22 protein-coding genes are annotated in these 26,469 nt (G+C 55.8%); 6 read left to right on the top strand and 16 right to left on the bottom strand.

The genetic code is table 11. The features are described from left to right. The first annotated feature begins 167 nt into the window (after positions 1-167). Together AC5Q5A_RS18885 and AC5Q5A_RS18880 are read left to right on the top strand one after the other, a co-directional pair. Entirely contained in the window at positions 168-1,463 is a 1,296-nt protein-coding gene (locus tag AC5Q5A_RS18885) for a helix-turn-helix domain-containing protein (RefSeq protein WP_493896242.1), read from the top strand. Between the two features lie 39 nt (positions 1,464-1,502). Then, positions 1,503-2,174 carry a methyltransferase family protein gene (locus AC5Q5A_RS18880; RefSeq protein WP_493896241.1) on the top strand — a complete coding sequence of 224 codons (672 nt, stop codon included), beginning with the start codon at positions 1,503-1,505 and terminating at the stop codon, positions 2,172-2,174. Positions 2,175-2,265: 91 nt separating this feature from the next. Here AC5Q5A_RS18880 and AC5Q5A_RS18875 read toward each other — a convergent pair whose 3' ends face one another. The 6 genes from AC5Q5A_RS18875 to AC5Q5A_RS18850 form a co-directional block, all read right to left on the bottom strand. Continuing rightward, the gene (locus AC5Q5A_RS18875) at positions 2,266-2,598 is read right to left on the bottom strand and encodes a hypothetical protein (protein WP_493896240.1); all 333 of its coding nucleotides are present in this window, start codon (positions 2,596-2,598) and stop codon (positions 2,266-2,268) included. A 304-nt stretch (positions 2,599-2,902) separates the two neighbouring features. Beyond that, positions 2,903-3,685, bottom strand: a complete 783-nt coding sequence (gene queE / locus AC5Q5A_RS18870; protein ID WP_296993051.1) for a 7-carboxy-7-deazaguanine synthase QueE — start codon at positions 3,683-3,685, stop codon at positions 2,903-2,905. Next, positions 3,682-4,062 carry a 6-carboxytetrahydropterin synthase QueD gene (queD, locus tag AC5Q5A_RS18865; RefSeq protein WP_296993049.1) on the bottom strand — a complete coding sequence of 127 codons (381 nt, stop codon included), beginning with the start codon at positions 4,060-4,062 and terminating at the stop codon, positions 3,682-3,684. The genes queE and queD overlap by 4 nt, the downstream gene beginning before the upstream one ends. Before the next feature lie 135 nt (positions 4,063-4,197). Next, positions 4,198-4,941, bottom strand: coding sequence for a 7-cyano-7-deazaguanine synthase QueC (queC, locus tag AC5Q5A_RS18860; RefSeq protein ID WP_296993047.1), 744 nt, complete (start codon positions 4,939-4,941; stop codon positions 4,198-4,200). A 183-nt stretch (positions 4,942-5,124) separates the two neighbouring features. Next, a complete protein-coding gene (locus AC5Q5A_RS18855) occupies positions 5,125-6,039 on the bottom strand; it encodes a class I SAM-dependent methyltransferase (RefSeq protein WP_296993045.1) in 915 nt (304 codons plus the stop codon). 141 nt (positions 6,040-6,180) lie between these two features. Beyond that, positions 6,181-7,518 carry a flagellin N-terminal helical domain-containing protein gene (locus AC5Q5A_RS18850; protein ID WP_493896239.1) on the bottom strand — a complete coding sequence of 446 codons (1,338 nt, stop codon included), beginning with the start codon at positions 7,516-7,518 and terminating at the stop codon, positions 6,181-6,183. Between the two features lie 303 nt (positions 7,519-7,821). Between AC5Q5A_RS18850 and AC5Q5A_RS18845 the strand changes: the two genes are divergently transcribed. Beyond that, the gene (locus tag AC5Q5A_RS18845) at positions 7,822-9,306 is read left to right on the top strand and encodes a hypothetical protein (RefSeq protein ID WP_493896238.1); all 1,485 of its coding nucleotides are present in this window, start codon (positions 7,822-7,824) and stop codon (positions 9,304-9,306) included. A 66-nt stretch (positions 9,307-9,372) separates the two neighbouring features. On the opposite strand, the gene AC5Q5A_RS18840 is transcribed toward AC5Q5A_RS18845, so the two are convergent. Further along, the gene (locus tag AC5Q5A_RS18840; protein ID WP_493896237.1) at positions 9,373-10,047 is read right to left on the bottom strand and encodes a DUF5610 domain-containing protein; all 675 of its coding nucleotides are present in this window, start codon (positions 10,045-10,047) and stop codon (positions 9,373-9,375) included. Between the two features lie 424 nt (positions 10,048-10,471). On the opposite strand from AC5Q5A_RS18840, the gene leuS reads away from it, so the two are divergent. Beyond that, positions 10,472-13,474 carry a leucine--tRNA ligase gene (gene leuS, locus AC5Q5A_RS18835; protein WP_493896236.1) on the top strand — a complete coding sequence of 1,001 codons (3,003 nt, stop codon included), beginning with the start codon at positions 10,472-10,474 and terminating at the stop codon, positions 13,472-13,474. 74 nt (positions 13,475-13,548) lie between these two features. On the opposite strand, the gene AC5Q5A_RS18830 is transcribed toward leuS, so the two are convergent. The 9 genes from AC5Q5A_RS18830 to AC5Q5A_RS18790 form a co-directional block, all read right to left on the bottom strand. Beyond that, positions 13,549-14,328 (bottom strand): substrate-binding periplasmic protein, encoded by a 780-nt coding sequence (locus AC5Q5A_RS18830; protein WP_493896235.1) that lies wholly within the window; start codon positions 14,326-14,328, stop codon positions 13,549-13,551. Between the two features lie 252 nt (positions 14,329-14,580). Further along, entirely contained in the window at positions 14,581-14,949 is a 369-nt protein-coding gene (locus AC5Q5A_RS18825; RefSeq protein ID WP_493896234.1) for an MmcQ/YjbR family DNA-binding protein, read from the bottom strand. A 62-nt stretch (positions 14,950-15,011) separates the two neighbouring features. Then, a complete protein-coding gene (locus AC5Q5A_RS18820) occupies positions 15,012-16,112 on the bottom strand; it encodes a glycosyltransferase family 4 protein (RefSeq protein ID WP_493896233.1) in 1,101 nt (366 codons plus the stop codon). Further along, complete coding sequence (locus AC5Q5A_RS18815) at positions 16,109-16,861, bottom strand: glycosyltransferase (RefSeq protein ID WP_493896232.1); 753 nt, start codon at positions 16,859-16,861, stop codon at positions 16,109-16,111. Before AC5Q5A_RS18815 ends, AC5Q5A_RS18820 begins: the two co-directional genes overlap by 4 nt. After that, positions 16,854-18,371, bottom strand: a complete 1,518-nt coding sequence (locus AC5Q5A_RS18810; RefSeq protein ID WP_493896231.1) for a hypothetical protein — start codon at positions 18,369-18,371, stop codon at positions 16,854-16,856. Before AC5Q5A_RS18810 ends, AC5Q5A_RS18815 begins: the two co-directional genes overlap by 8 nt. Then, on the bottom strand, positions 18,356-19,099 hold the full coding sequence (locus tag AC5Q5A_RS18805) for a hypothetical protein (protein WP_493896230.1): 744 nt from the start codon (positions 19,097-19,099) through the stop codon (positions 18,356-18,358). Before AC5Q5A_RS18805 ends, AC5Q5A_RS18810 begins: the two co-directional genes overlap by 16 nt. After that, the gene (locus AC5Q5A_RS18800) at positions 19,096-20,199 is read right to left on the bottom strand and encodes a hypothetical protein (RefSeq protein ID WP_493896229.1); all 1,104 of its coding nucleotides are present in this window, start codon (positions 20,197-20,199) and stop codon (positions 19,096-19,098) included. Before AC5Q5A_RS18800 ends, AC5Q5A_RS18805 begins: the two co-directional genes overlap by 4 nt. Before the next feature lie 43 nt (positions 20,200-20,242). Continuing rightward, the gene (locus AC5Q5A_RS18795) at positions 20,243-21,451 is read right to left on the bottom strand and encodes a glycosyltransferase family 4 protein (protein ID WP_493896228.1); all 1,209 of its coding nucleotides are present in this window, start codon (positions 21,449-21,451) and stop codon (positions 20,243-20,245) included. After that, positions 21,448-22,572, bottom strand: a complete 1,125-nt coding sequence (locus AC5Q5A_RS18790; protein WP_493896227.1) for a glycosyltransferase family 4 protein — start codon at positions 22,570-22,572, stop codon at positions 21,448-21,450. Before AC5Q5A_RS18790 ends, AC5Q5A_RS18795 begins: the two co-directional genes overlap by 4 nt. 176 nt (positions 22,573-22,748) lie before the next feature. On the opposite strand from AC5Q5A_RS18790, the gene AC5Q5A_RS18785 reads away from it, so the two are divergent. Together AC5Q5A_RS18785 and AC5Q5A_RS18780 are read left to right on the top strand one after the other, a co-directional pair. After that, entirely contained in the window at positions 22,749-24,212 is a 1,464-nt protein-coding gene (locus tag AC5Q5A_RS18785) for a WecB/TagA/CpsF family glycosyltransferase (RefSeq protein WP_493896226.1), read from the top strand. Further along, a complete protein-coding gene (locus AC5Q5A_RS18780) occupies positions 24,209-26,329 on the top strand; it encodes a GumC family protein (RefSeq protein ID WP_493896225.1) in 2,121 nt (706 codons plus the stop codon). The genes AC5Q5A_RS18785 and AC5Q5A_RS18780 overlap by 4 nt, the downstream gene beginning before the upstream one ends. The last annotated feature ends 140 nt before the right edge of the window (positions 26,330-26,469 follow it).

The following is a 26,469-nucleotide window of genomic DNA, read 5'->3' as shown; positions in this document are numbered from 1 at the left end:
TTGGCCATCGGGTGATCACTTTCGCAAACTCGATCCCGGGCGGCGTCCGCCTGTGCATAATCGGACGCCGATAGTGTCCGATTGTGTCTATTGAAACGATATAGTCGATCGGGCTGGACATTGTTCGCCGTCTGAAGATCCATCTGAAAAATCAGGAGTACGCCGGAATGACCGGTTGGACGCATTATGTAAGTGTTGTGGTCGCAGCCGTTGGCGTGGTGCAGGCGGTGTTCCTGTGTTTGATCCTGCGGTCCGAAGGTTCGCGTGCCTTTGGGGCCAACCGATGGATGATGCTGTTTATTGCCGGTGTTGCGCTTAACCTGATCGAAGATGTCGCCGATCCGCTTGTGTCGGCCGATTTTAACGGCTTCTTTGAACTGCTTTTCAAACCAATCAATTTCGCCATTGGACCAGCAATCTATCTGTACTTCCGCGAGATTTCCGGTAATCCGTCCCGCCGTCCGTGGGGCCATTTTGTTTTGCTGCTGGTGGTGTTTAACCTGACTGCCTGGGTTGTGATCCATGGCGGCGGCGGCGCGGTTCTTGGCAGCGGCGCATATACCACAGGTGAACTGGTTGAAGCTTTTTGCTGGGTGGCGATCTTTGTGCAGATCGCGATTTATCTGGTGCTGTTGTGGCGCATTGCATGGCGCTATCAGCGCCAAGCCGAAGAACAGCTTGGCGCGGATCGCAAGGTGATGCAGCGCTGGATCTGTGTTGTGCTGGGCGGGCTGACATTTGTTTTCATCACGGTTGCCGTCGGGAAGATCGTTGGTCTTTACCTGCCAGAAAACCCGGAACTATTTGGCAGCGAGATCGCCCTGGTATTGGTTCTGTTCGCGATGAGCTATGAAATTGCAACTCAGCCGGCGCTGTTTGTGATGCCCGATTGGCCATCCGACGATATGTCTGATGACGTGGATGAAGCAGATGAGTTGCAGAGCAAACGCGCCCCTTCAACAGATGGAAATTTGCCCCCGAAAGCACCCGTGGTCGATGATGGCGCGCCGGATGCTGTTGCCCCGCGTCCGTTGCTTGATCCCGATGGTGTCGACCGGGCGTTGGCACGCCTTAAGGACATTCAGGCGCGGGGGGATATTCTTCTCGACCCGCTGGTGTCCTTGCCGAAACTGGCGCGTGCGGTTGGCATAACACCCAATCAGCTGTCCTATGTGCTTAATCATCATGTCGGCAAAAGCTTCTTTGATTTCGTCAATGCTGCGCGTATACGCGAAGCCCGATCGGTTCTGGTGCTTGAGCCCGATCGTACCATTCTTGATATCGCGCTAAGTGTCGGCTTCAATTCGAAATCGACCTTTAATCTTGCCTTCAAGAAAATCACGGGTGAAACACCCAGTGCGGTGCGCGAGGCAGCAAGACGGGAAGTGTTGTCCGCGTCGGTGACGTCCGAACCGCCAATCGTAGGACCGGATCAACAGCATTGGACGCCAAAGATCGGGTGATTGCGGATGCTGTGGCCTCTTTTTCCCAAGGGGGCATACATGCTGCAACCACGCTTTATCATTCAACCCAATTTCAATTCTGCGACAGACGCGCACGCGGCAAAAGATCTACAGCGCATTCAGCGCTACCGAAAATGGACGCTTCGCGTCGGCGTTGTGCTGCTTTTGGCATTGGTTTGTTTTACCCGTGCAGGATTTGATCGCAACAGTGTTTGGCACCACACCATCCAGGTTATCGGGATGATGGCAATCATGGTCTGCATCGTGGGGCGGGGCTGGTGTTCACTTTATATTGGCGGGCGCAAAAAGACCGAACTGGTGACGTCCGGCCCTTATTCGATGTGTCGAAACCCGCTTTATGTTTTCAGCTTCATTGGTGCATTTGGTGCCGGTGCCCAGACCGGCAGTATTGCCATCGGGTTGGTCTCGGCTGTTTTATGCTGGGCGGTGTTCCGGCATGTGGTTCTGCGCGAGGAAGCCATGCTGGCGGACCGGTTTGGCCGGGCATTCAAACGCTATGTGAATACAGTTCCGCGTTTTCGCCCGACATGGTTCCGCTGGCGTGATGAGAAAGAGATTTTGTGCCGACCAGCCCTGTTTTTGGCCACCACCCGCGATGCGATGTGGTTCTGGATTGCCATTCCTGTGTTGGAAGGTGTCAAAATCCTGCAAGATCACGGGTGGCTGAAACCGGTATTCTGGCTGCCATAAATCCATGATCATATGCAGGGCAGAGATGTTGGGACGCGATCAGTTGATAACGTTCTCTGCCCGGGCTGCTCCCTTTCGGCTTTGCACGCCGTCAGGCGGCGGCGTTATCCGTTGGCCTGCCGCCAAAGGATTTGATCATCTGATTGCGTTCATCTTCACGCAGCGGATCGGAATCAAGGGCAAGGGCGGCTTCAACCACCTGCGGTTCGACCATCAGGACGTCAATACCGTCCTTCATATCCACCTTCGCCCAGAGATGGACATGACATTCCAGCTTGATGTAGCTGCGCATCGCAGCATCAGGATCAAGCTTTTCAAGGGTGTCGACTTCATACTCGCCAGGCGAAAGCAACCCGGGATGGCCGGGCAAGTGGAACGGATGAAAGAACGTCACCGTACGATGGGTTGTGCGGGTTATGCTCATGATCATGGCTCCTTCGAGCATCCGGAAGATGGCCTATAAAGGTGCTGATCTGGTTTTTGTTGTGAATATGCACCTATCGGCGGTGTGGCGGGCGGTATCGTCCGGCCCGCTTTCTTCCGGCAGGTTGTTCTGGCGCCTTAGACGGGTTTGCTCAATCCCCAAGAAAGTCGTGCGTGGTACGGCCACAAAGCGCCATTTTGAGTCAGTGCTGGCCTGGGCCGACACTGAACACATAGTATTAAGATGGGCATTGTCGGGGCAAAACGCAAGATTTTCGGGGGCCTGCGGCAGTTTTGGCCCAAGCTTAAACCCCGCGTAAACTGCCCCAGACATGCACATGCCATTGCGGTAGCACGCGCACATCAAACCATTTGCGCTTTGCCACTTCATCGACCAGCCAGCGATACCGTTCGGTCAGGCCATCGATATCAACACCGTCTGCGCCATCCGGATGCGGCTCGGCAGGCGTTGTATTGACCGGCTGCAAACAGACCGGAATGCCAATGTGAAGGTTCCTCACATAATCGGCAAACATCAGGTCGGCGGCATCGCGCACCGGGAATTTCAAGGTAATGGCCGGACCATTCAGAATGCCATCGGACTGGGCTGCTTCGATACAGGCAGCAAGCGCTTCCTTATCAAAACTGGTCGAGGAACTTGGTGGTTTTGGGCTGATCGTCAGGAAATTGAGGTCGGCAAACCAGTCCTTGGCGATGCTGCCCTGGGTTTCAATCGCAAAGGTAAAACCTTCGTCCTTGCCCATGGTAATCAGGTCGCCCAGTGGTTGGATCGCCGGGTTGCCGCCCGACAGTGTAATCAGGATCGGTTTGCCACCGGAAAGCTTTTTGACTTCGTCCAGAACCTCGGTCGCGGACATCGGTTTCCAGTCCGCCCGAAAGGCCGGATCAACCGCATAAAGCGTGTCGCACCACGAACAGCGAAAATCACAGCCCCCGGTGCGGACAAACACCGTCGGCATGCCAATCAGGGCACCTTCGCCTTGCACGGTCGGGCCAAAGATTTCCGAAATGCGGATTTTACCACGTCCCTCGGAAATGTCGGCAAGGTTGGGATCGTGCACCGTCATGGACGATATTCCGCCCAGGTTTTCGGCGTTTCCGAGACGCGCACCGCCGATACTTCCGGCCAGCGATGATGTGCCCATTCATAAAAGAACAGCGCAAGCCGTTCGGCGGTCGGGTGATCGTGACCAAGAACCTCATTAAGGTGACGGTGATCAAACTCGTCATCAATCAGCCGTTTGAGCGGGCCCAATTCGCGGTAATCACGGACAAAGCCACGTTGATCAATGGCGGCACCCTTAAGCTCCACCTCGACGATATAGTTATGGCCATGCAGGCGCGCGCACGGGTGGTCTTCTTCAAGGCCGCTGAGTTGGTGGCTTGCAGAAAAGGCAAATTGTTTGGTGATGGTGAACATCGGTTTTCTTTCGGTGTCGTCCATTTCTGCCCCCATGAGCATGCGGATCGAGGTCCCCGCCTTCGTGGGGATAACAGTGCCAAATCAAGCAGGTCTGCGGTCGATCCGTCATGCTAGCTTCGGCGGGCATCCAAGGTGCAAATTTTAATTGTATGAGGATTACTTTGCTGCGCAATCGGTGGTGGGCAAGGGGCCGAATTTGCGCGCCATATGGTCGGCACGGGCCTGTTTCCAGTAATCGCGATCGACATAAACGGTCGGATCCTTGACGCGCGCCAGTTCAAGCGCCTCGCGCCGCTCGACACAGGTGCCGCACCGCCCGCAATGGGTTTCCCCGCCCTTGTAACATGACCATGTCAGATCGACCGGCACGCCCAGACGCCCTGCCTCAAGCGCGATATCGGCCTTCGAGACATTTACAAACGGGGTATACAGCTTGACGTCCTTGACACCCTCAAGGGCGTGGTCCTGCATGGTCTGGAACGATTTGATGAAATCGGGACGGCAATCGGGATAGATGAAATGATCCCCGCCATGCACGGCCGCGGCAACCGCATCGGCCCCGGCACTGGCCGCCGCCCCAAAGGCCACAGCCAGCATGATCGCATTGCGGTTTGGCACCACGGTGATGCGCATGGTTTCTTCGGCGTAATGGCCATCGGGCACATCGATATCATCACTGGTCAGCGACGATCCGGTCAAAAGGGCACCGACCGGGGTCAGATCAACGATGTGGTGTTTGACGCCAAGATTACGCGCCGCACGGGCGGCGAAATCGAGTTCCTTTTTATGGCGCTGGCCATAATCAAACGAAATCAGGGAATGGAGCTTGTGCTCAACCGCGACCTTATAGGCCAGCGTGACGGAATCCAGCCCGCCAGAGCAGACGACAATCGTCTTCATAATGATCAGTCTTTCGTGTTTTTAACCTGGTGCTACGACAGGGGAAGGATCATCCTTCCAAGGGGGCGGGGTTTGCCATGCCGGTTGCCAAAACGCAAGCACAAATCCACGCATGCGGCCATGCGTGATGCGCAGGAATGCTTGGGTTTTACACGAAATCAGCGATCAGACGGAGTGGCCGGATCAGGCGCGCTTTGCGCTAAGTACATGAAAACAAATCGGGACCTGAAAATGGCCGTCTTCGATATAGGGCGCCAATGTTTCAAACATCGCGGCATTGATCGCGCCGACTTCCATGTCCGATGATTTGCGCAGAACATTGCCAAACAGCATATCCATTTGCGGTTTCCAGAACGGGGCGTTTTCGGGAATACGGCCAGCCGGGCTGTGGGTTGTCGCTTCAATCCCGGTAAAGCCTGCTTTCTCAAAGCGCATCATGGATTGATCGGCATCGCCAAAGCAGAACGGGTCGAGCCCGGCGGCATCAAACCCGATGCCAAGGATGTTGCCAAGAACCGCATCCATTGCGGCAAACAGCGGATTATCCACAAGCGGCGCCCAGACCATAAACACCGCCTTGCCACCGGGGCGCAGAACGCGGAATGCCTCGAGAAGCGCCTTGTCCGGATCCTCGCAAAACATCACGCCGAAACGGCACGACACCACGTCAAAGCTCTGATCCTCGAACGGCAGTTTTTCCATATTGGCCGGAACAGCCTTGATGTTGGAAATTTCTTCTTCGGCGGCGCGTTCCATCAGCGCATCGCACATGTCAGAAACAATGTCGGACGCAGTTACATGTCCCGCAATTCCGGGGATGTTAGCGCTATCATCCGTGCCGCCGCCCAAGGCACGGGCAAAGGAAAAGGCCGGTTCGCCCACCCCGGATGCCAGATCAAGCACCTCAAGCGGCGCGCCATTACGCAAAGCTGCAAGCCCCGGAAGATCGGCCGCCTCGATCATGTGGCGGTTGATCTTCTCGGCCGCCGGTGCCAGGCGTTCTGCCCAGGTGATCCAGTCGGTCGAAAGGTTTTGCCAGGTCTGGGATGATTTGTCGGCGGCGGTGTCGGATGTGTTGTCGGATGTCGGGGTGGTCATGGTCGATATGTATCCCTTTGCGTTCCGCAAAGACCATAGACTTAAACCCCATGCCGTTTAAAGGATGTTTTGCAGCGCAATGAGGGTCAGAAGCCCCGCGCGGGGGCGCGGGGCTTCCTACACTCGCTGAGAGGTGGCTCTTCAACCTGCCAGCAAGCGTATCAGGTTCTGGCGCATTTCACTGACGCGGGCCAACATCGCGACACTTGATTTGATCAGGATTTGTTTCGATGCGTAGTTGGTCATTTCCATCGCAACGTCGAGATCAAGCAGGCTTGAGCGCGCCTCCTTGACGTTTTCAAGCGTCGAGGCAAGGCTTTCGCTGGCAGCATCCAGACGGTTCTGGTTGGTGCCGATATTGGCCCGTGCGCGTTGCAGATCATCAATCGCGCGCGCCACAGCCTCGATCGCAGTTTGGGCCTTGGCGGATGTGGCAATCGCATTGCTGCCCAGCTCATCAAGGCTTGTCTCCGTGCCGTTTTTGCCCGTACCAAGGGCGGCACCATCAACCGCGGTCGTCGGGATCGAAAGCTGCGCACCGCCGGTATTGCCGCCGCCAAGCTGGAAATAGATCTTGTCAGGCAGTTTGTTGCCCTGATCCTCAAGAACCGAGAAAACCGCGCTGGCGCCAAAAATCTGTGCTGTGGCCGATCCATCGGCACCGGCACCATCGGAGCCCTGGGCCAGGGCGTTGGTGATGGTGGTCGCAATATTGAAGTTCAGGTTCACGTTCACACCGACATCCTCGAAATCGAGTGTCTGTGTTTGACCGGCATTAAGCGCCTTGCTGCCGCCGGAGGCATAATCGGTGATATCGATGCTTTGGGTCCGGTGCGGACTGGTGCCATCGATTTCGGATATCGCACTCAGCAAAATGCGATCCCCGGTTTTGAGCAGATCAAAGCGAAGCTGATTATCCGCCGATCCGTTATCGTTGGCGTCACGAGCCCAGTAATTGTCATCGGTGATGGTGAAATTTGAAAAGCCATTGGCAACCGAAAGAACCTCGGCAGAGCCGCCAGCCTGCAAATCCGAATAATCAAGGGACACATCACTGCCATCGCCGAGCAACTGGATGCCGTTGAAATTGGTTGCGGCCGCAATGCGATTGATCTCGGTGCGCAGGGCGACGAATTCGTCATTGAGAAATCCGCGTTCCGTGTCTGACAGGTTTTCCGATGCGGCCTGAACGGCCAGGGTGTTCATGCGCACCAGCACATCGTCGATGGTGACCATGGCCCCGTCGGCAATTTGCAGCATGGAATTGCCCTGACCGATATTGACAATCCCCGCTGTCAAGGAAGTGGCCGTCGAGTTCAGCCGCGACCCGATGGCCATTGATGCCGCATCATCGCGGGCAGAGACCACACGTTTCCCCGATGACAGCTTGGCAAGCGACCTGTTCGCGGCCTCCTCGGCGCGCGCCAGATTGCGGTGCGCCAGATTGGCCGCGTGGTCGGATATGATATTTAACGCCATAACGCAGTTCCTACCTGAACAAGCAAAGATAAAGGGTGGCGGCGTGGACGACCTCCTCCTGAGATCGGCTGAAGGCAATGTTAATTAGATAAAACTTAAATGGCAATATCTAATATTAGAATCTTCTTAATAGTAACTATCTGAAAAATATAAAAAATATGCCGACCTACGCGAAAGAGGGGGTGTCTCATACGGATGGAAAACAGCCGTTTTGCGGCTGTTAACTTAAACCCGCGATAACGCGCGCCCTCACAGGCATTTTCGCTCCACGTCGACAGGGGACGTAACCCATGAAGGTGCCCGATGGAGCAAGAAACACAACAAGGCCTGAACATCTGGCGGCTGGCGGGGGCATCCATCTTGGCCGGATTGACCTGCGTGCTTTATTTCGGGTTTGTGATTACGCTTTTCGCCGGATTTACCGCCGATATTCAGCGCGATTCCCTGCTGCGTGAACTCGGTGTGTCATCGCCTGGCATGTTGGAACGACTGGTCCTGCAAGCCTTTCACGAAGCCGCCTTGCGCGAAGAGGCAGGCACTTTGCGCGATGATATGCGAGCACTTGATACCAGATCCCTTGAAGAGACCCGGAATGGATTGGCCCTGCGCAAGGATGCGATTGCCGCATGGTGGGACGCGTTTGGCAGCTATTCTCAGCTTGGCGCAACGGTTGCCAGCAATCGCGATGCATTTGACCCCGACTTCGCAGGCGCGTTCCTAAGCGCGCTGAATGCGGCGCATCAATTCGTGACAAGCCAGCAAACCGCCATGCCGACCGACGGGCTGTTTGATCCGCCAACCGGTATGGTCGGTGGGGGCGGTTCAACCCTTGGCCGCGCCGGATCGCCAATGCTTGATGTGCCCTTCGGGGAAAGCGATGCGGACAGGAAACGTCGCGCAGACGGCATTGAAATCATGACCCGGCTTCACGCCCTGCTTGATCACCCGAAATTCACCGACAAAGCCCCGGAAACCCTGATGGATCGCGCCCGCCAGCAAGTCGATGCCATCCGAAGCTCCATGATCCGGTTTGATGAGAAAAACGCCCGCGCCCAGATCGAATGGGCCAATATCCGCGCCGAAAACCAGCACGCCGCCAAGCTTAGAACGAGCTTGCAAAATGAGCTGGCCGAGATCGAGGCAGAGATCAGGCGTCAGGACGAAGAGTTTGGCGAGGATACGGTTTCGCTGGTCGCCCTGTTTCAACATCCCGTAGGCCATATGCTGTCCTATTTGATCCAGTTGCCCACCATCATGCTGACCTTGTTGGTCACCGTCGCGGCGGGCGGATTGGGCGCGGTGGTTGCCTTTACCAGACAGAATTTCGGCCAGCCGCCCCCGCCCAAAATACTGCCCAAAATACTGCCCAAAACACCACCCGATGAAAATGCCACGGATGACAACGCCGCAGATCAAAAAGCCATGGATCAAACCGCGCCGGACGCAGTACCAGCGCCGCAGGCCGAAACGACGCCGCGGCTTCAGGGATGGGCACAGCTTGGCAAAAGCCTGAAACCTGCCGCAAGGCTGCTCGTCATGACCGGGGAAGGGATCGCTGCCGCCATGGCCATCTTCCTGTGCACAGAGGCAGGTGTGCTGATGGTCAGCCAGGGCGGACCCGACGGATCAGGTCAAATCGACATCAGCCCGTTTCTCGTGACCTTCATGGCTTTTGTGTCGGGCTTTATGGCCGAAGACGCTTTTGCCCGCATTCAAGCTGCGGGGCAAAAACTGTTTCGGGTTACTGATGATCATGATCTAGGTCAGGGTGTTGGGCGGGGGTCGTAACCGGCAAAAGAAAAACCGGCCCCAAGGGAGCCGGTTTTAATTTGTGCGAACGAGATGTTTGGAGCGTTAGCCGTTGGTGCCGTAGCGCGGCGCGTTGCGCTGGGCATTGCTGCCAGCTTCGGCGTAGGCTTGGCTTGCCTGTGCGGTCTGGGTGACCTGCGATTGCAGGACCTGTTCATCGCGTTCCGGCGTTGCGGCTTCGGCGGCTTCTTCTGACGCGCTGCTGTTAAACAGCTCGGTCAGGCGCTGCTCGATGCTTTGCAGGCCTTCATTCAGGCGTTCTTCGGTCTCGTTGATATTGCCGTTGATTTCGTCATTGAGCGCGCCCAGTCCGTCAAGGATGGCGCGGGCGTCTTCAAGACCGGCCTGAATGCCACGGCTTGCCTGATCAAAGATTTCGCGTGCTTCGGCCTCGGAACTTGCGTTCGATGCAATCAGATCGCCAACACGGGCGAGAATGCGGTCAGCAACGCCTTCTGGCGTGTAATCGTCGGGATTAACACCCTGGATCGACAGGCCGGTGGATTGCAGGCTTTCATTGATTGCGGCAACGATATTGTCCGCCGACAGGCGGTTCGCCGATGCAGAAGACAGCGAAACAGACGTCGCAGCGGCAAAGGCGGACGTGCCATTATTGTTGCCAGCTTTTTCAGTATCGCCCTGGCCCGGCAAATAGGATTGTGCCGAACGCGTAGACGCGCCGGATTGTTGGGATGACAGACCACCAATGGTGATATCCATAATCGTCCTCCCTGGACGGAGAGCTTTGAGAGCTGTGCTGCCAATCAGCACTTTTCCAAGCAAGCTTGCGCGACAGCTTCGCGCGCGAACAAAGACTTGGCAAATTTCACCTTTTAATATGGCATGGATAGCCGGGAAAATCCAGTGTTGTTGTATCAGGGCTGATGTGCAAGTTCGGGTTGATGGTGGGACACGGGCGTATGCATTCCGCCCGGTTGGTGCGGGCGGTTGGCGGCGGGGGGCGAATGTTTGGAAAAATCGTCGGGTTTTCGCCAGAAATCTCGTTATCTGATGTTGCACGTCGATCAAAGCGCGCTTATGAACACAGCTTAAGAATATTTTGGAACCCGATCCGGGGGAGGCGCGCCATTTGGGCGGCGCCGGACGCCAGGGTCGGAGTTGGACAGGCAGGAGTTGATTAAGCGTGGCGAACTATCAGGAAAGTGCGCGGGAATTTGAAAAGCGCTGGCAGGATTACTGGCGGGAAAACGATACCTATCGCACGCCAAATCCCGGCGATGCCGATTTCGACGCAAGCAAAAAGAAAAGCGTCATCCTGGACATGTTCCCCTATCCAAGCGGGGTTGGCCTGCATATCGGGCATCCGCTGGGCTATATCGCGACCGATGTAAAGGCGCGGTTCGAGCGCATGCGCGGCAAAAACGTTCTGCATTCCATGGGCTTTGATGCCTTTGGCCTGCCAGCAGAACAGTTCGCTATCCAGACCGGCCAGCATCCGCGCATCACGACCGAAGCCAATATCGAAAACATGCTGCGTCAGCTGCAAGTCATTGGCCTGGGCCATGATCCGCATCGCCGTTTCGCCACGACCGATGTCGATTATTACAAATGGACGCAGTGGATCTTCCTGCAGCTGTTTAACAGTTTCTATGACCCGACTGTTGAATGGAAAGGCCCGCAGGGGCAGGTGATCAATGGTCGTGCGCGCCCGATTGCCGAGCTGCGCCCGTTGCTTGAATCCGGTGAATGGTTGCTTGACGAAGATGGCGTGCCGCAGCCGAAATCGGTGATTGGCGAAGGCACCAAAGCCGAAGGCAAAGAGATTGACCGCGCGATTGATCGCGGGCGTCTGGCCTATGTCGATGAAGTGCCGGTCAACTGGTGCCCGATGCTGGGCACGGTTCTGTCGAACGAGGAAGTCACCAACGAAGGCAAGTCCGAACGTGGCGATTACCCGGTTTATAAACGTCCGCTGAAACAGTGGATGTTGCGCATTACCGATTATGCCGATCGTCTGGTCGCCGACCTTGAAGGGCTTGATTGGCCAAATGGCGTGGTCGAGATGCAGAAAGGCTGGATCGGCCGTTCTGTCGGTGCGCGGGTGAACTTCCCGGTCAAAACCGTGGACGGTGCAGACGACAAGATTGCGGTTTATACCACCCGTCCGGATACGATCTTTGGCGCGACCTATATGGTTCTCGCCCCTGAGCATCCGCTGGTTGATAAACTGACCGTGGCGGATAAAAAGGCCGACGTTGCGGCATACCGTGCGCAGGCGTCCGAGCTTAAGGCTGTTTCGGCCAAGGATGATGCCGAACGTGAAAAGACCGGCGTGTTTATTGGCGCGCATGCGACCAACCCGGTCACCGGTGAAGAAATCCCGGTCTGGATTGCCGACTATGTCCTGATGGGGTATGGCACTGGGGCGATCATGGCGGTGCCGGCTGGCGATCAGCGCGACTTTGAATTTGCCCATAAATTTGGCCTGCCGATCAAGGCGACGACCAAGCCGTCCGACGCTTGGCTTAAGGAAAATGCACCGGCAGATGCGGCGGATGCTGATGCGGCAACGCTTCTGGCGCGCTATGAAGCAGAGCCGGGTGCATTCAAACTTGCCCAGACCGAAGTTGGTGAGACGATCAATTCCGCCAATGACGAGGTTTCAATCAACGGGCTTTCGACCCCGGATGCCAAGGCCAAAATCATCGAATGGATGGAAGGCAAGGGCATTGGCCGTGGTCGCGTGCAGTATAAGCTGCGTGACTGGCTGTTCTCGCGTCAGCGCTATTGGGGGGAGCCGTTCCCGGTTCTGTTCGATCAGGAAACCGATCAGGTTCACGGCATTGCCGAGGCGGCCCTTCCGGTCGTTCTGCCGGAAATGACCGATTTCAAACCGAAATCAAACGAAGACCCGAATTCCGAGCCGGAACCGCCGCTTGCACGCGCCAAGGACTGGATGGAAGTCACCGGGATTGTCCTTTCCGATGGGGCGGTTTTGCCGGTCGATGCAGAAGTTGGCACCAAACACACCCATGAGGGTGCGGAATATGAAGTGCGCGCGTTTAAACGCGATGCCAACTCCATGCCGAACTGGGCGGGGTCTTGCTGGTATTACCTGCGCTATTTCGATGCCAAGAATGATGCCAAGTTTGCATCCGATGATGCCGCGGCCTATTGGGCAAACAGCTCGGACAAGGATGGCAATGCCCTTCCGGGTGCGGTTGACCTTTATGTCGGCGGCGCGGAGCACGCGGTGCTGCATCTGCTGTATTCGCGTTTCTGGCACAAGGTCCTGTTTGACCTTGGTTATGTCGCAACGCCGGAACCGTTCCAGAAGCTGTTTAACCAGGGTATGATCACGGCCGATGCCTATACCGATGCGCGTGGTGTTTATGTCGACATCCATGATGTTGAAATGCGCGATGTCGATGGCAAGAAGGTGCCGTTCAACGCCAAAACGGATGAGCAGCTGATTACCGTGCCGGGCAAGATGGGCAAGCGTTATAAAAACGGTATCCCGCCCGAGGAAATCTGCGATCAGTACACCATCGATACGTTCAGAACGTACGAGATGTATATGGGGCCGCTTGATAGCTCCAAACCGTGGCAGTCGGATGCGATTGTCGGCATGATGCGCTTCTTGTCCAACGTCTGGAAAGTCACGACCCAGATGGAGCGGACCGATAGTGTGGATGGCAAGATCGAAACGCTTCTGCACAAGACGATTGCCAAGGTGACCGGCGATATTGCCGATTTGCGTTTGAATACCGCGATTGCAGCCTTGATCGAACTCACCAATGCATTGACCAAGCAGAATGCGGTGCATGATGACCATGCCAAGGCGCTTGCACTCATGGTCGCACCGTTTGCCCCGCATCTGGGTGAAGAGCTGATGAGCCGGATGGCAGCTGATGAATTCGGTGCCAAGAAATCGGTGATCAAGTTCGACTGGCCGGAGTTTGATGCCGAAAAGGCCAAGGATGACGAGTTCGAAGTGCCGGTTCAGGTCAATGGCAAGAAGCGTGGTTCCGTGATGGTCGCGGCCGATGCCGATCAGGCCACGGTCGAGGCACTTGCCAAGGCCGACCCGAATGTGGCCCGCCATCTTGAAGGCATGCAGATCGTCAAGGTGATCTATGTCGCCAAGCCGACCCCGAAACTGGTCAATATCGTGGTAAAGGGCTAAGCCCAGACCGCGAGGATGGATTTTACGAGAAGGGCATGTTGCTTCGGCAGCGTGCCCTTTTCTATTGGCGCGGGTTAGCGGTCGGCAAAGATGGCTTTGGGGTCGCAATCGCTGATGATTGCGGAGGCCGGCAAATCGCGTTCAATGATCTTTTGATCTGGCAGGAGGCTTGCGCGGCCAAACAGTTTTGCCAGGCTCCCGTCGCACAGCATTTCATAGATTGCCTTGTTAAAGGCCTTGCGGTTCTCAATCCCGGCAAGATCGGCCTTGAACAGGATCAGGACATTTTCGCTGGTGACCGGATCCTCGCTGACAGAGATCGTGTCTTCAAGGCCAAGCAACTTTAGGACATGGTTGCCCGAAAAACGTTCGATGATGGCGGCATCGAGGCGGTTGCTGGCAATCATGCGCAACAAAAACGCATCGTCGGGCACGCGCTCAAGGCTGAGTTCTTCGCGATCGAGAATGTAGTCAGGGTAATGATAGGCGGCCAGCCCAACGCGTGTGCCATCAAGGTCTTCGAGCTTGGTAACATTGCCATGACCAAATTGATCAGTGCTGTAAAAAATCAGATTTTCGCGACGATAAAACGGGACAGAGGCCAGCGAGACCGGAATTTCAGAAAGTGACGGATATGCGCCTAGCGCATCATATTTACCGCTTATGAAGTCCTGTACCGCGCGCCGTACCGGCAGAATGTCAATGACGACGTCAGTGTCCGACCGCCTTGCTATTTCCGCATACATATCGATGAAAACGCCTTGATCCTTGCTTTCCGCCATCAACGGAATATAGGGAAAAACCACCCGGATCGGTGACGTTGATGGCGCGGCCAATACGTGTCCGGTGAACATTAGAAGGCAGCCGAGGGCGGCGGAAAGAAGACGCATATAATAAGGTACATGTGTTGTGAGGCTGTAATGGAAACTAGACCACGTTCCGGGAGGCGGCACAAGCGGCAGTGTCTCCTTTGGTGGCGATTGCATTTGGCATATCTTATGGCCGCATGTTTACGTTTGATGTCATTTAGAGACAGATATTCCATCTTAAATAGGGACATTGGAAGGCCGTTGACGTCGATGAACACTAATTGGCCACAGTCAACTTTATTCGTCCTGATAAAGATCAAGCTCGCGCTGCAGTTTTTTCGTCAAACCTTTGGCGACAATTCGGTGCGAGCTTTTTAAATGATCCTTCAGGTCATCATCGCTTAAGCCCGGCGCATCGTAGTGTTGTATCCACTTCATGCCGCGCGATGCCAGATAGGGGGCCGGGCGCAGGCCGGGCATATCTTTCAAGACTTCATAGCCGATTTCGGATGTCTTGAATGTGACACCCAATGTCTCTTTTGTGGCCCAGCCGCCAATCGCGAACACCTTGCCGCCGACCTTCCAGACATCCGCGCCCCCCCACTGAACAACGTGGGTTGTCTGTGGCAGGGATTTGCAAAAGGCGTTGAATTCGTCCCGATCCATTCTGGCCATCCTGTTCATGCGTTTGCCGTCGGTTTTGATGGTACGCAATCATCTACGGAACGTCAGTGATTTTCGACAATGCTGTGAACCCGTTGGCGCAGTTTTTCGGCAAACCTGTCTTGGTGGAAGTTCTGTCGGCACATCTGATAAGCTGCATCGCGCATTGCGGTTGTTTTCTCCGGTGAACCGATTGCTGCGCTGATCGCATTAGCCAGTTCTTCAGGGGCTTGTGGCGGGGACAGTCGCCCGGTTTCGCCGTCCCGGACAAATTCGGGCAGGGTTGCGATGTTACTTGTGATCACCGGCACATTGGCTGTCATCGCTTCGAGCACGACAAGCGGTTGGGCTTCGTTGGGGTAGTGGCTGGGAAAGATGAAGAGGTCGGAGTTTTCAAAGGCTCCCTGCCGTTCAGGATCGGAAACCGGCCCCAAATATGTTGCTGCCGCATGCATCTGATATTTTTCAAGTAATGTGGCGAGCTCGGCTTTACTGATGTCGCCTTCGGCCCCGGCAACCGTCAAATGGCAAATGATGCCTTGCGCGCGCAGGATTGCACAGGCGGCAAGCAGGGTTTCGATGCCTTTGGCATGAAACAGGTTGGACAGCCATAAAAGCCGGATCGGATCATGGGGCACCCATTGTTTGGTGGCTGGGCCGACGAAGGCTCTATCATCCAGGCAGTTGGCGATGATGGCAGACTTGCAATCAAGGCCTTCGATTTCTGTGCGCAAGCTCTTGCCGAGCAGGATGACGGCTTGCCCTTTGAAAACCGTCTTCTGAAGTAATTGAGACCATTTTGATCTTCGCATTTCGGCAAGACCGCGACCATGCAGGTGCAGGATTGAATGCACATGAAAAAGCTTGGCCAGAAGCACATACAGGCAATCGCGGTAATAGGCGAAACCACTCGGCGCAAAGCAGATATAAAGCGCCTTGGCGCGTGGTAATGCCCGGATCAGTCGCAGCCACAACCAAACCGCCAACCCGATCTTGCGCACCGAAAATCGATTGACCTCGGTCACTGTTCGGGCGAAGCGCATTTCAATGACATGCAAATCGAACTCTTTTGCCAAGGCGTTGATGGCAATCCGGTTCATTTGGGCCGCCCCGTGCATGGGCGGCGGCAACTGAACCATGGCGATGACTTTCGGGCGGCTGGTCATCGAACGTCCTTTGCCGAAAACAATTGCAACTCGCGAAGTTTGGCAGCCGCCAGCCAGATCGACCAAGGCAGGTCAGGTTGGTAACGCGAAAGAACGGAAGCGCGCGTTTTCTGATAGAGCGCGTCCGGTATCCTTGCGAAATGGCGGGTGCCCGGATCAAGGGTGCGTTCGATCAGGGGCAGGCTTAGCCGGCTGATGCGGGCCTTGGCAACGCAGCAGGCGCGCAGATAGAAATCCAGATCAATGCAACAGGGTAAATCCGTGACATAACCACCCGCGCTGGTCCAGACAGAGCGATGCATGGCAAGTGAGGAATGATGCAGTGGGTTGCTGAAGTAAAGCCGTGCGGGTGAAAAATGCTGTATGGCCGCCAAAGTCGGTCGCCACGGATCGGACATGGCGCGCGCGAAGACAAGTTGATTGTGGTTATTGGAAAGCACATCAACTTGCCGATCCAGTCGACTGGCCAAGGAAATGTCATCGATATCCTGAATGGCAATCAGATCGGTCGAGCTGTTTTCAATCGCGAGGTTAAGCGCGGCCCCCCGTCCAATTTTGCCGGGATAAAGGATGATCAGTCGCGGATCGTGTTGCCAGTCCGTTGGTATGGCAAGCGGGGGTGTGGACCCATCATCGACAATCACCGCATGATCACCAAGACCGAGTATCTGTCGCAGATTGCTAAAATAGCGATCCCGATGGGCGTCGCCATCGCGCACAGTTGTGATGATGGTGATTGGATCACGCATCAGAATCTCCCCAAGAGATGGTCAGGGTGGCGCAACTCTCTTGTCCTGTCTTCGTACTAATCCGTGTTGCCGGACCAGCAGCGCTGAATGTCGCTTGTGGGATCATGTGTAGCTGGGCGTTCGAGGTCAGCTTTATTCCGAGTTCTGGACAGATGATGGTGTCTTTCGCGATCTGAGTCAGGCCGATGTTGCCATCAATCAGAATTCGGAAGAGTTCGACTTCGTTAGCTGCGCAGTCGGGAATCTGATCAGAGATGATGACGCGGGCGTTTTGAAACTCGATTGCTCGATGACCAACAATACCTGCAAGCTCGAAGCTTACATCAATCTTGTTCTCAGATATCTGGCGGGTTTGAAGAAAGCGGGAGAATTCGGTCTCGCCAATGGCGGGAAGCGGCTGTGAGGCTTCGTCATAAAGGCTGGATGCATCCTGTTCGCCGCCGGTTGGTGGAAGGAAGATGCGGACAGATTTTCCTTGGCCCGAAACAATGACGGGCGCGCCAGAGACATCAAAATTTTGTCTGCCACAAAGCGTCATTTGCGCGTGATAGTAAGAGGATGAAAACTGCGCGACTAATTTGGTCGAGGTGGTTTCCGATGCGGGTGAACGGATGTGTTTTGGCGCTGGCAGTTGTGAAGCCTTCAGTAGCCAATAACCTGCAAAGGCGAGGTAATCATCGTGGCGGTTATAGCTGTACCATCCCGGTGTTTGTGGATTTTCGGGGCCGGGATTTTCGGGCAACGGGGCAGGTGCCATTAGGTTCAGTGGCAGTTGTCCGGCTTTAAGAAGTACCTCTTCCAACCGATGCAGGATTGCCTCTGCTTCGTCGCGGTATCCGGTTTTTAGCAACACATAAAGCGCGCAGGCCGCGCCAAAACTTTGCCCAGCACCACGTCCGAGCAGATTGACAAATCCATGGGTCCCAGCAAGTTGTGCCAGCATTTCGGTGGCCCGGTTGGCAATCCGTCGATGGTGTTTATGGGGGCTGTCAGACAGAAGTGCTGTGCAAAAGGCATGGTATTGTGCGGAGAAGCAGTCTGGTCGATCCATCAAAACTGGTGCACGCCAATAGCGAAGCAAGATGAACCCGAAATGGGCGTGGTTGAGGAGCTTCGCGGTTAGTCCAGCATTTCGTTTCTGTCGCTTGATCAGCCCAAGTATCTGCCAGTTGGCGACATCGGGACGTTGCGGTTTCGTACCCCGAAGGATGTCGGTGATGGTATCCGATGACAGGCCAGGCGTATCCAGCAACGCATATTCGATGAATTCGCGGTGCCAGGTTTTATCGCGCGGCTCTGATCGCAAGGCATCAAGGGCGCGGTCGATATTGGGGCCAAATTTAACAGGATCAATCCGGTGCCAGAGATTGACGGCGAAGGCCTTGGCGTAAAAGTCCGGGTGTTCAAAATGCCCAGTCGTCAGTTGACGTGTTGCAAGATCGTCTGCAATCCGCTTGGCCAGATTGAGGCAGCTTTTGCGAAGCGCGTCATGGGTTACTGAAAGTGACATGTCACCTCCATCGACAGGGACTGGCCTGCTTTGAGGCAGTTCAGGGGTACGGCCTGAATTTCAGGGCAGTGACGGCCCATGCGTTCGCGCAAACGCCAGATCAGCCTTTTGAAAGCCGGCATACGCCAGAGCAAAGCTGAAAACCAACCCGGTGCCGATAGCGTGAAAAATCGGTTTGCCCAGCGCAGCCAGACCTGATCAACCGGATCATGGGGCAGCAGGCGGGCATGGATGATCCAGTGATCGTCGCGATCGCGCAGATACATGTAGGGATCAAACCGGCCCACCCCATCGACGTGATCCAGTGTCACGGAAATTGTTGCGCCATCCTGCCCGATCAGTTCGGCCTCATTGGTCGGATAAAGACGGTATTTGTCGCTGTTGGTGTGTTGAACTGTTTTGTCTGCGATGCGCCCGTGTCTGATGGCGGTTTTGTCAAAAACCAGCCGGATGACGGCGTCTTGCAGCAGGATGTCGTCTAGTGCCTGAATGCGTAGCTTAAGCCCGACTGTGTTTGAGGTGGGCTTACGGGTTTCGTACGCGATACGTATTCGCCCCCCAGAAAGGTGCCAGATGTCGCCGACCTGTTTGGCGTTTCGCGGTTGGTCGGTGAGTGTCACGAAGGAATGCTGGTCCGAACATTCCAGCCCCCACGGGCCAAAGGTGATGTCACCATATTGGCCGCTGATCAGCTTATTATTTGTGATGGTGACGGTCGGTTTCGTCATGCCATGACCTGCCGTCTTGTTGCGACTTTTTGGCAGGCCAGCAGGATCAGAACCAGACAGGCCAGGCGAAATTCGATCAGCATCATAATGTCGGGTGCGAGTTCGCTGGTCGGCATGGCCGATGACGAGATGATCATCAGTGCAAGGCATCCCCAACCCAGCCATTTCACCGATGAGATTTCCTGCAAGATCAGGATTTGTCGGGCGATGAAAGCCATCAATACCGGCCAGGCTGCACCAAACTGAAGGACCGTGATCAGATCATCTGACGGGCTGGTATAAAAAAGATCGGCCAATTTGCCTGGCAGGAACAACAGCAGGCCTGCGATCAATACCATTGGTGCCAAAAGCCAGATGTCACGTATTTGGCCCACCTCGTTTTTGGCAAACAGGGTTGAGGTAATGGCCGCAATCAGCCCGGCGCAAAACAGGAAAACGCGCTGGGCCAGAAACAGCGGATCGTTGTCTGTGCCCAACAGGACAAAGTCGAGGTTTGGCAGGAACCCGGCGAGCAGGGTAAAGCCGACAAGGCCGAATGCGCTGGACTTGCGGGCAGGCTCGGCGTTGGTGGAATGACTTGGCGTTTGTTCAAATGCAAATGCTGTTGCGAGGGCAAGGCTTGCCAGAGAAACCGCAGGTGAAATGAGGTAAAGTGCTACATCTGAATGGTTGAGCGATGCCCAAACCGCCACCATTATCCCGCATGCCTGGCCAATAACCGCAATCATGCCAAGCCGTGAAAAGCGGGTTTTGGCTGCAATCATCCAGTCGGGCGAAAGGGCCGCAGCAACCGGTATCAGGATTAGTGGCCAATATTGCGCAAGCGGAACGCTGGTTGTCGCGACGATCAGGATCGAGGCGAACCCTGAAATCAGGAACCTTGTTCCGACAACATGCATGGCCAGTCCAAAGGCCGCATTTTGTGCCAGTCGCACCAGAAGCGGACCACTGCCAGCCTGTGTTGCCGTAACCGCAAGACCGACCATGGCGAGCAATTGGAAATAGGTGCCAAGATCGGCCTCTGAATAGGCATGACCGATCAGAACAAGGATTGCCATACCGCCCAGCCGCGCAATCATATTGGCGCCGATCATCCACACTGGATATAGCCGAAAACCCGCTGATTTTAGTAGGGCTGACCATCTAACCATGGCGCGACAGAATGGTTTCATATGCATGATCAACCCGCGTGCCATAAGCGTGGCGAAGATCGCGGGCGATTTGATCACGCGCCGTTTGGCCGATGGTTCGGCGCATCTCGGCCAGGGTGATCAGTGTGGACGCGGCTGTTACAAGCGCATCCTGATCCCTTGGCGGGATGATAAGGCCGCTTTGATGATTGATGACCGGACTTCCGGCATCGAACGTGGTGATGACGGCACAACCGGCTGCCATCGCCTCCATGGTGGCAAGGCTGCTGCCCTCCGTCAGGCTGGGAAAGACAAAGATGTCGGAAGACAACATGTGATTGGCAACCTGATCGTGCGGCAGAGGCCCAAACCACTTCACGCCGTCGGGCATATTTGAAAGCAGGCCCTTGGCACAGGATTGTGCCGCGCCGATCAGGGTAAGCTCGACCCTTAAGCGGAACTGGCGGCGGATGGTTTTCCAAGCCGCCAGAAGATGGGCTGTGCCCTTGGCAAGCGACATGTTGCCAACATAAAGAAGCCTAATGACCGTATCATCGCGCGCGAAACGTTTCCGATCCAATAGCGCCTGACAATGGGGTGATGTGAAGGGGACCAGATATATCTTGTCAGGTGCTATGCCAGTTCTTTGCAGACCGTCCGCGACCGTATCCGAGGGCGCAAATACCGCATCGGCAAATCGGGCTTCGGCCGTGCGTCGACCGGCAAGGAAGGCGGATATCTCGCGGTGGGTGCGGCCGTGGGATGCATATTCGCCGACAAGCTGAACATGGCGGGTTTCAGCCAGTTGGCCGGTGACATCGGAAATCGTGATCATATTGCGTGCCTTTGCGCGACGCATCGCAGGCAGGCTGTAATTGCCCTGCCCATGCAGGATGTCAGCGTTCGGCATGTTAAAGGCAGCCAGCAGCGATAGGGGAATATCAGAATAAAGATTGCACGCCGGTAACCGAAGCTTTTGGGCCGTTTTGCCAAGCAGATCGGGCAGAAGGTGGCGGCCGGGGATATTGCAAAGTGCAGTGTCAACATGGCGTGATGGCGGGCGGATAAGACCCGTACCGTCATGGCGCCAAAAACTGTCCCAACGCACCAGCCGATCCTGATCGGCGAGGTGCTTGGCCAGAATTCTGGCCTGATCGACACGGCTGATCATCCAGACCGAAGGTTCGGATTTCAAGCTGCGATTGCGGTTTGGCGTGATCATCCCCACCGCCGCATGTCCGGGTTATGATTAACCGCCTGATGAACTGCCTGCCACATGGTGTCGCTGTGATGGGCGGGGGTGTTATTGGCAATTGCCCTTGCTTGATGCAGGCGCGTGTCCTCCAGAAGTTGCGGAGCATCAAGAAGGTGTTTGCAGGCCGTGATCCAATCTTGTGAATTATCGATCGGCAGGATTTCGGGGCCGCGCAAAATATCCGGGGCGCACCCGATGAGTGAACTTGCCAGCGCCACCGCACCACAGGCAATCGCATCAATTACACCAACGCCATAGGCATCATTTCGGCTTGGGAAAAGGGCGATCTTGCTGTTGGTCAGAATGGCTGGGAGTTGATCGGCGGGAAGTTGTCCGAATACATCCACCGGGTCACCAAGGCCGGAAGACTGTGTGAGCCTTGTGGTGTTTTTAATGTTGGTACTGCCAACGATGGCGATGCGTTTTGCAATGCCTGCTTGAGACAGTTCTGATGCGATCCGCATGAAGACGTCAAAGCCCTTTGAGACTGTCGTGCGACCACACCAGATGATGTCGTATTGTCGTTCCGCCAAGTTTTGATTGGCGGAAATATCGGGCAAGGGAAATGACGGTGGGATGGGGGCGATCCAAATATGATCAGGCGATGCGGCATGGCCTTCGAACCACGCCGCACCGCGCGAACTTGCGGCGACAAAGCTGTCGGCACGGGCGATCATGACCCGGCGTAATCTGCGCCGAAGCGGATTGTCATAGGTGGCATCGGAGCCTGCCCAGCCATCGAATTGCAGAACGGTTGGAACTCGGTGTTTCAGCGCTTGGTTTTGCGCCTGCCATTGCGCGATGCCAAAACCGTTCAAAATCAACGCATCACTTGGTTCCCGGCAAACAGCCCGTGTGACGCCAAACGGAAGTGATAGGGTTCGGTTTTCACCAAGGGGAATTCGCACGCCCGGCAAGGTCATATAGTCAAATGCGGGTGTTGTGATTGACCAGTTGCGTTGTGGTTCGCGATGTTGGGTACATAGTACACGCAAACCTCCGCCTGCGGCCGCCGCGCGATGATGAAGCGCGTTATAGGCATCAGATCGGTAGGGTGGCACAAGGTTTGTCAGTAAAGTCACCCTCACCGCGGCGATCACCTTGAGATGCTAATATTGCCTGCAACTCAATCATAAGTTACCATTCAATTCAACCAATTAGCCGTGACTTAAATCGTTGACGGCGGCGAAAGACGGATGCCAACAGCAGGAACTTTGTGTTTCTGCCGTTTTCAAGTGTCCGGCCGGGGTGACAGGGGTGGCACATGCGTGACGAACTCAAAGGGCACAAAGCTGCCTTCTTCGGGTTGCCGCTCGATACGAGACGACGCCGTCTCGTCTGTGCCGATATCGCCTTGAGGCTTCGCGAAGGTACGGCGACTGCCAACCAAGCCTGTTTTCGTCATCAGTGCCTGAATGCGACCAAACTGCCCGCAGCCGTGCGCGATGATCAGTTGTTTGCAGCACTTTCGCGCGCAGATTGCCTGTCGGCGGATGGCATGGGGATTGTGTGGGTAGCCCGCCTGTTGGGGATCAGGGTTGCCGAGCGTGTGACGGGCATTGATCTTATGGCCGATCTTCTGGCGCAGTTCGCTCAGGATGGCACGCGGGTTTTCCTGTTGGGGGCGCGTCAGGATGTGTTGGATCAGTTGCAGGGGACATTGCCTGCACGTTTCCCCGGTTTGATCATCGCGGGTACCCATCACGGTTATGAGCCCGATGATGAAAAGTTGGCCGATTGTGTTGCGCAGGCCAGACCAGATGCCGTTTTTGTCGCCTTGCCATCCCCGCGCAAGGAGCTGTTCGTTGATCAGTATGCGGCCAAGACCGGATGCCGTTTTGCCATGGGTGTTGGCGGGGCGTTTGATGTTCTGGCTGGGAATGTCCGACGCGCCCCGGTTGTCTGGCAGCGGTGCGGGTTGGAGTTCCTTTGGCGTGTCTTGTGTCAGCCACGTTACATGATCCCGCGCTATGGGCGCGGGCTTTGGGCATTTGCCCGCCTTGTCGGGCCAAGGATTGTGAGTTCTCAAATCCGGCGCATTTGGCGTGCATTGCAGAAAGCGGCAACCATTTCGGTCATCTTTATGATGCTGACAACGGCCGCCGATTTACAGGCGCAGCCGACAACCACAGCAGCATTTGATTTAGAAAACCGGCAGGCGGCGATCAGTTGGATTGAAGCCGAAATCGCGAAGGTCGAAGCCACCGAAGACGTGGCCAAATTGATTGACGCACTTGTCGGAGCTGTGCTGTCAGAGGATCGCACCAACCAACAATCTGACATCAATTGGCAGGTGGCGGAGGCAAGCCTTAAAGTGCTGCTTGGTCTGTTTGATGTGGTTCTGGGCGGTGGTAGTAGCCGTTTTTTGCTAGAGACCGTGCTGGGTGGGGTGGTCCTGCGTCTGCTTGATCTTCATCCCGACCCGGGGCGCCTTTCGGAAATCGTCCGGGGTAATTCTTCGGATTTGGCAGAGCGCCTGTTTGAACGCAATGCCAATCAAGCACGGATATTCGCAGGCGAACAGCAATCATTTACCGCAAGCATCGAGCCCGAAGTAGCACCGCGTGTTGTCGGTTCGGTGCGACTACCTGAAACCGAACGGGCGCTGCGTTATTCGCTTCTTTTCGTTGGTGGCCCGCGAAACCCCGTCGTCGATAGCTATTGGGGTGTTGAGGATTATCAGGAACCAATTGGAATTCCAGAGCTTGAGGATGCAAGCCCGAGATGACAGAGCATCCCAACCATCCCGTCGCGATTACCAGCGTCGCGCAAGAACGGTTTGATCCGTCCCTGCGCGATTTGTTGAGCATTCTTTGGCAACGGCGCGGGGTTGTGGCACTGACCTTTGTTGTGGTCCTGATCGCGCTTCTGAGCGGGATCGCCAATTGGCAGGGGGATTATCGATCAGTCACCGAAATCGGGCTTTCTGCGAATGTGGAAATCGCGGAACGCCAGATGCCAGCGGCATTCAACAGTGACCGGCGCGTTGTGACCGCCCAGGAAATCGAAACGGCAATCGCCGAAATCAAAGGGCAAGGAACACTTTCCACCGCACTTTCGGTTTTGCGCGGAGAGGGTGTCTCGCTGACGGATACGCCCATATCCAGTGATCTCGAAACAGACGGGATCTCTCATCTTCGCAATGCTTTGGAAACCGCCCGGGTTGGCAATGCGGCGGTGATTGAATTGGCGTTCACCGCAAGCCAGCCGGAAACAGCGCAAAAGGCGTTAATGGCCGTTGTTGAAAGTTATCTGTGGCAGCGTGAAGACCGGCAAAAAGCAGCCATTCGAAGACAACTTGCCGAGGCGGAGGCGCAATTTCAAACTGCACAAACTGACTTGGATGGTCTGGAAGGGGATCTGGCCAGCTTGCAAAACAGCGCCGGTATTCTGGACCCGGATGAGAATGCGCGGATGCTGGATCGCATCTATGCACTCGATGAGCAGGCTGAAAAACTGGGGCAGGAGGTTGTCAGCCTCAGGCTTGCGCGCCAAAGCCGCAATGAGGCGGCAAACCTTGATGAACTGCTGGCGATTGACGATGTGGCAAGCCACCCAATGGTGCGGCAAATCTCGGCCCAGTTCGAGACGACAAAACAGGAATTTGTCAGGCTTGATCAGCGTTACGGCCCCAAGCATCCGACCATGCAGGGCAAGCAGCAAGAACTGGATGATCTGCATAACCAACTGACGGCAGTTGCCAGCAACATCGCTGGTCAAATGGATATGACCCTTGCCGGCGCGGAAGAAAAGCTGCGTCTGATTACGGCCCAACGGGATCGCTGGCAGGAACGTATGGCGCTCCGCAATACAAGCGTTCAGGGTCAGGCAGCCTTGGTGCGATCTGTCGCCATGGCGCGCGCCAATGTTCAGGAACTGGGCCAGCAGGTGCAAGCCTTGCGGCGCGAAATGGCGGCCTTTCAGGGGGATGCTGCGATCCTGCGTGCGCCTACTTTGCCAGCGACAACCGAATTTCCGGCCAAGCGCGATCTTGCCATGCTGGCGGTCATGATGGCGGTGTTTGCCGCTGTTGTCGCGGCAATGCTGCGTCACTATTTCGATCAAAGCATTGATGACGACTTTGATCCTCAGACGACGTTGGGCATCCCGTTATTTGCCCGTATTCCGGAACGTTCGAGGGCGACCAAGGCCGCCACCACCTCAGCCCATGACGAGGCCGCAGGCCATCTGGCAGTTCTGATGCGGATCATGGTGCAGGGCAGGGATGTCGCAAATCAACATCACAAGGACGGGCAGGTGGTTGCAATTGGCTCAGCACTCTCGGGCGATGGCAAAAGTCACATCGTTCATGCGCTGGCTGAAAAGCTGGCCGGCCTGGGGGCATCAGTGATGGTTCTCGATGCGGATTTGCATGACCCGGCACCGCCACCCCAAACGTGGCATGACGGTGAACTGACTGCCGATCTGACAGATGTGATGTCGGGGATTGTGGATCTGGATGCCGCCCTTAGCGGAGCAGAGAACGGCGAGGGGTATCGATATCTTGGTGCGCGTATGCGAGTGCCGGGAAATATCGCAACAGGCATGATTGACGGGCAATTGTCCGATTTGATCAAACACCTGCGCACCCGGTTTGATCATGTGATTATTGATACGCCGCCTATTCTGTCGGTTGCCGATGGTGTGATTGCGCTGGGACTGGCCGATGTCAGGCTGTTTGCCCTGCGCTGCGGCCACAGCAAGCGCCGCGATATCACCCAGGCCCTGTCGCAACTGCGTGCAGCCAATATTGTGCCGGAGGGTATTGTTTTGAACGGTGCCAAGCCGCGTGCCGCCTATGGCAAGCCACAGACGGCACTGGCAACCGAGGGGGCGACGTCATGAAGGCTGCCCTGATTGTGATTGCCCTGCTGTTACTTGGCTCCGGCGGCGTGACCCTGGTTTCGGAAGGCGGGGCGCTATCGCAGCTTGAAAACAAACGTGCAGCCTTTGCCAACGGAGACGGCTTTGGTGCAGAGCGTGAT

The sequence above is a fragment of the Thalassospira sp. CA1 genome (assembly GCF_059052855.1).
The sequence above is the reverse complement of the archived record's forward strand: the minus strand, read 5'-3'. Positions and strand labels throughout refer to the sequence as shown.

Coding starts and splice junctions, on each gene's coding strand:
- AC5Q5A_RS18885 (WP_493896242.1), top strand. CDS start 168: ATGACCGGTTGGACGCATTATGTAAGTGTTGTGGTCGCAGCCGTTGGC.
- AC5Q5A_RS18880 (WP_493896241.1), top strand. CDS start 1,503: ATGCTGCAACCACGCTTTATCATTCAACCCAATTTCAATTCTGCGACA.
- AC5Q5A_RS18875 (WP_493896240.1), bottom strand. CDS start 2,598: ATGAGCATAACCCGCACAACCCATCGTACGGTGACGTTCTTTCATCCG.
- queE (WP_296993051.1), bottom strand. CDS start 3,685: ATGACGGTGCACGATCCCAACCTTGCCGACATTTCCGAGGGACGTGGT.
- queD (WP_296993049.1), bottom strand. CDS start 4,062: ATGGACGACACCGAAAGAAAACCGATGTTCACCATCACCAAACAATTT.
- queC (WP_296993047.1), bottom strand. CDS start 4,941: ATGAAGACGATTGTCGTCTGCTCTGGCGGGCTGGATTCCGTCACGCTG.
- AC5Q5A_RS18855 (WP_296993045.1), bottom strand. CDS start 6,039: ATGACCACCCCGACATCCGACAACACATCCGACACCGCCGCCGACAAA.
- AC5Q5A_RS18850 (WP_493896239.1), bottom strand. CDS start 7,518: ATGGCGTTAAATATCATATCCGACCACGCGGCCAATCTGGCGCACCGC.
- AC5Q5A_RS18845 (WP_493896238.1), top strand. CDS start 7,822: ATGGAGCAAGAAACACAACAAGGCCTGAACATCTGGCGGCTGGCGGGG.
- AC5Q5A_RS18840 (WP_493896237.1), bottom strand. CDS start 10,047: ATGGATATCACCATTGGTGGTCTGTCATCCCAACAATCCGGCGCGTCT.
- AC5Q5A_RS18830 (WP_493896235.1), bottom strand. CDS start 14,328: ATGTTCACCGGACACGTATTGGCCGCGCCATCAACGTCACCGATCCGG.
- AC5Q5A_RS18825 (WP_493896234.1), bottom strand. CDS start 14,949: ATGGATCGGGACGAATTCAACGCCTTTTGCAAATCCCTGCCACAGACA.
- AC5Q5A_RS18820 (WP_493896233.1), bottom strand. CDS start 16,112: ATGACCAGCCGCCCGAAAGTCATCGCCATGGTTCAGTTGCCGCCGCCC.
- AC5Q5A_RS18815 (WP_493896232.1), bottom strand. CDS start 16,861: ATGCGTGATCCAATCACCATCATCACAACTGTGCGCGATGGCGACGCC.
- AC5Q5A_RS18810 (WP_493896231.1), bottom strand. CDS start 18,371: ATGTCACTTTCAGTAACCCATGACGCGCTTCGCAAAAGCTGCCTCAAT.
- AC5Q5A_RS18805 (WP_493896230.1), bottom strand. CDS start 19,099: ATGACGAAACCGACCGTCACCATCACAAATAATAAGCTGATCAGCGGC.
- AC5Q5A_RS18795 (WP_493896228.1), bottom strand. CDS start 21,451: ATGATCACGCCAAACCGCAATCGCAGCTTGAAATCCGAACCTTCGGTC.
- AC5Q5A_RS18785 (WP_493896226.1), top strand. CDS start 22,749: ATGCGTGACGAACTCAAAGGGCACAAAGCTGCCTTCTTCGGGTTGCCG.
- AC5Q5A_RS18780 (WP_493896225.1), top strand. CDS start 24,209: ATGACAGAGCATCCCAACCATCCCGTCGCGATTACCAGCGTCGCGCAA.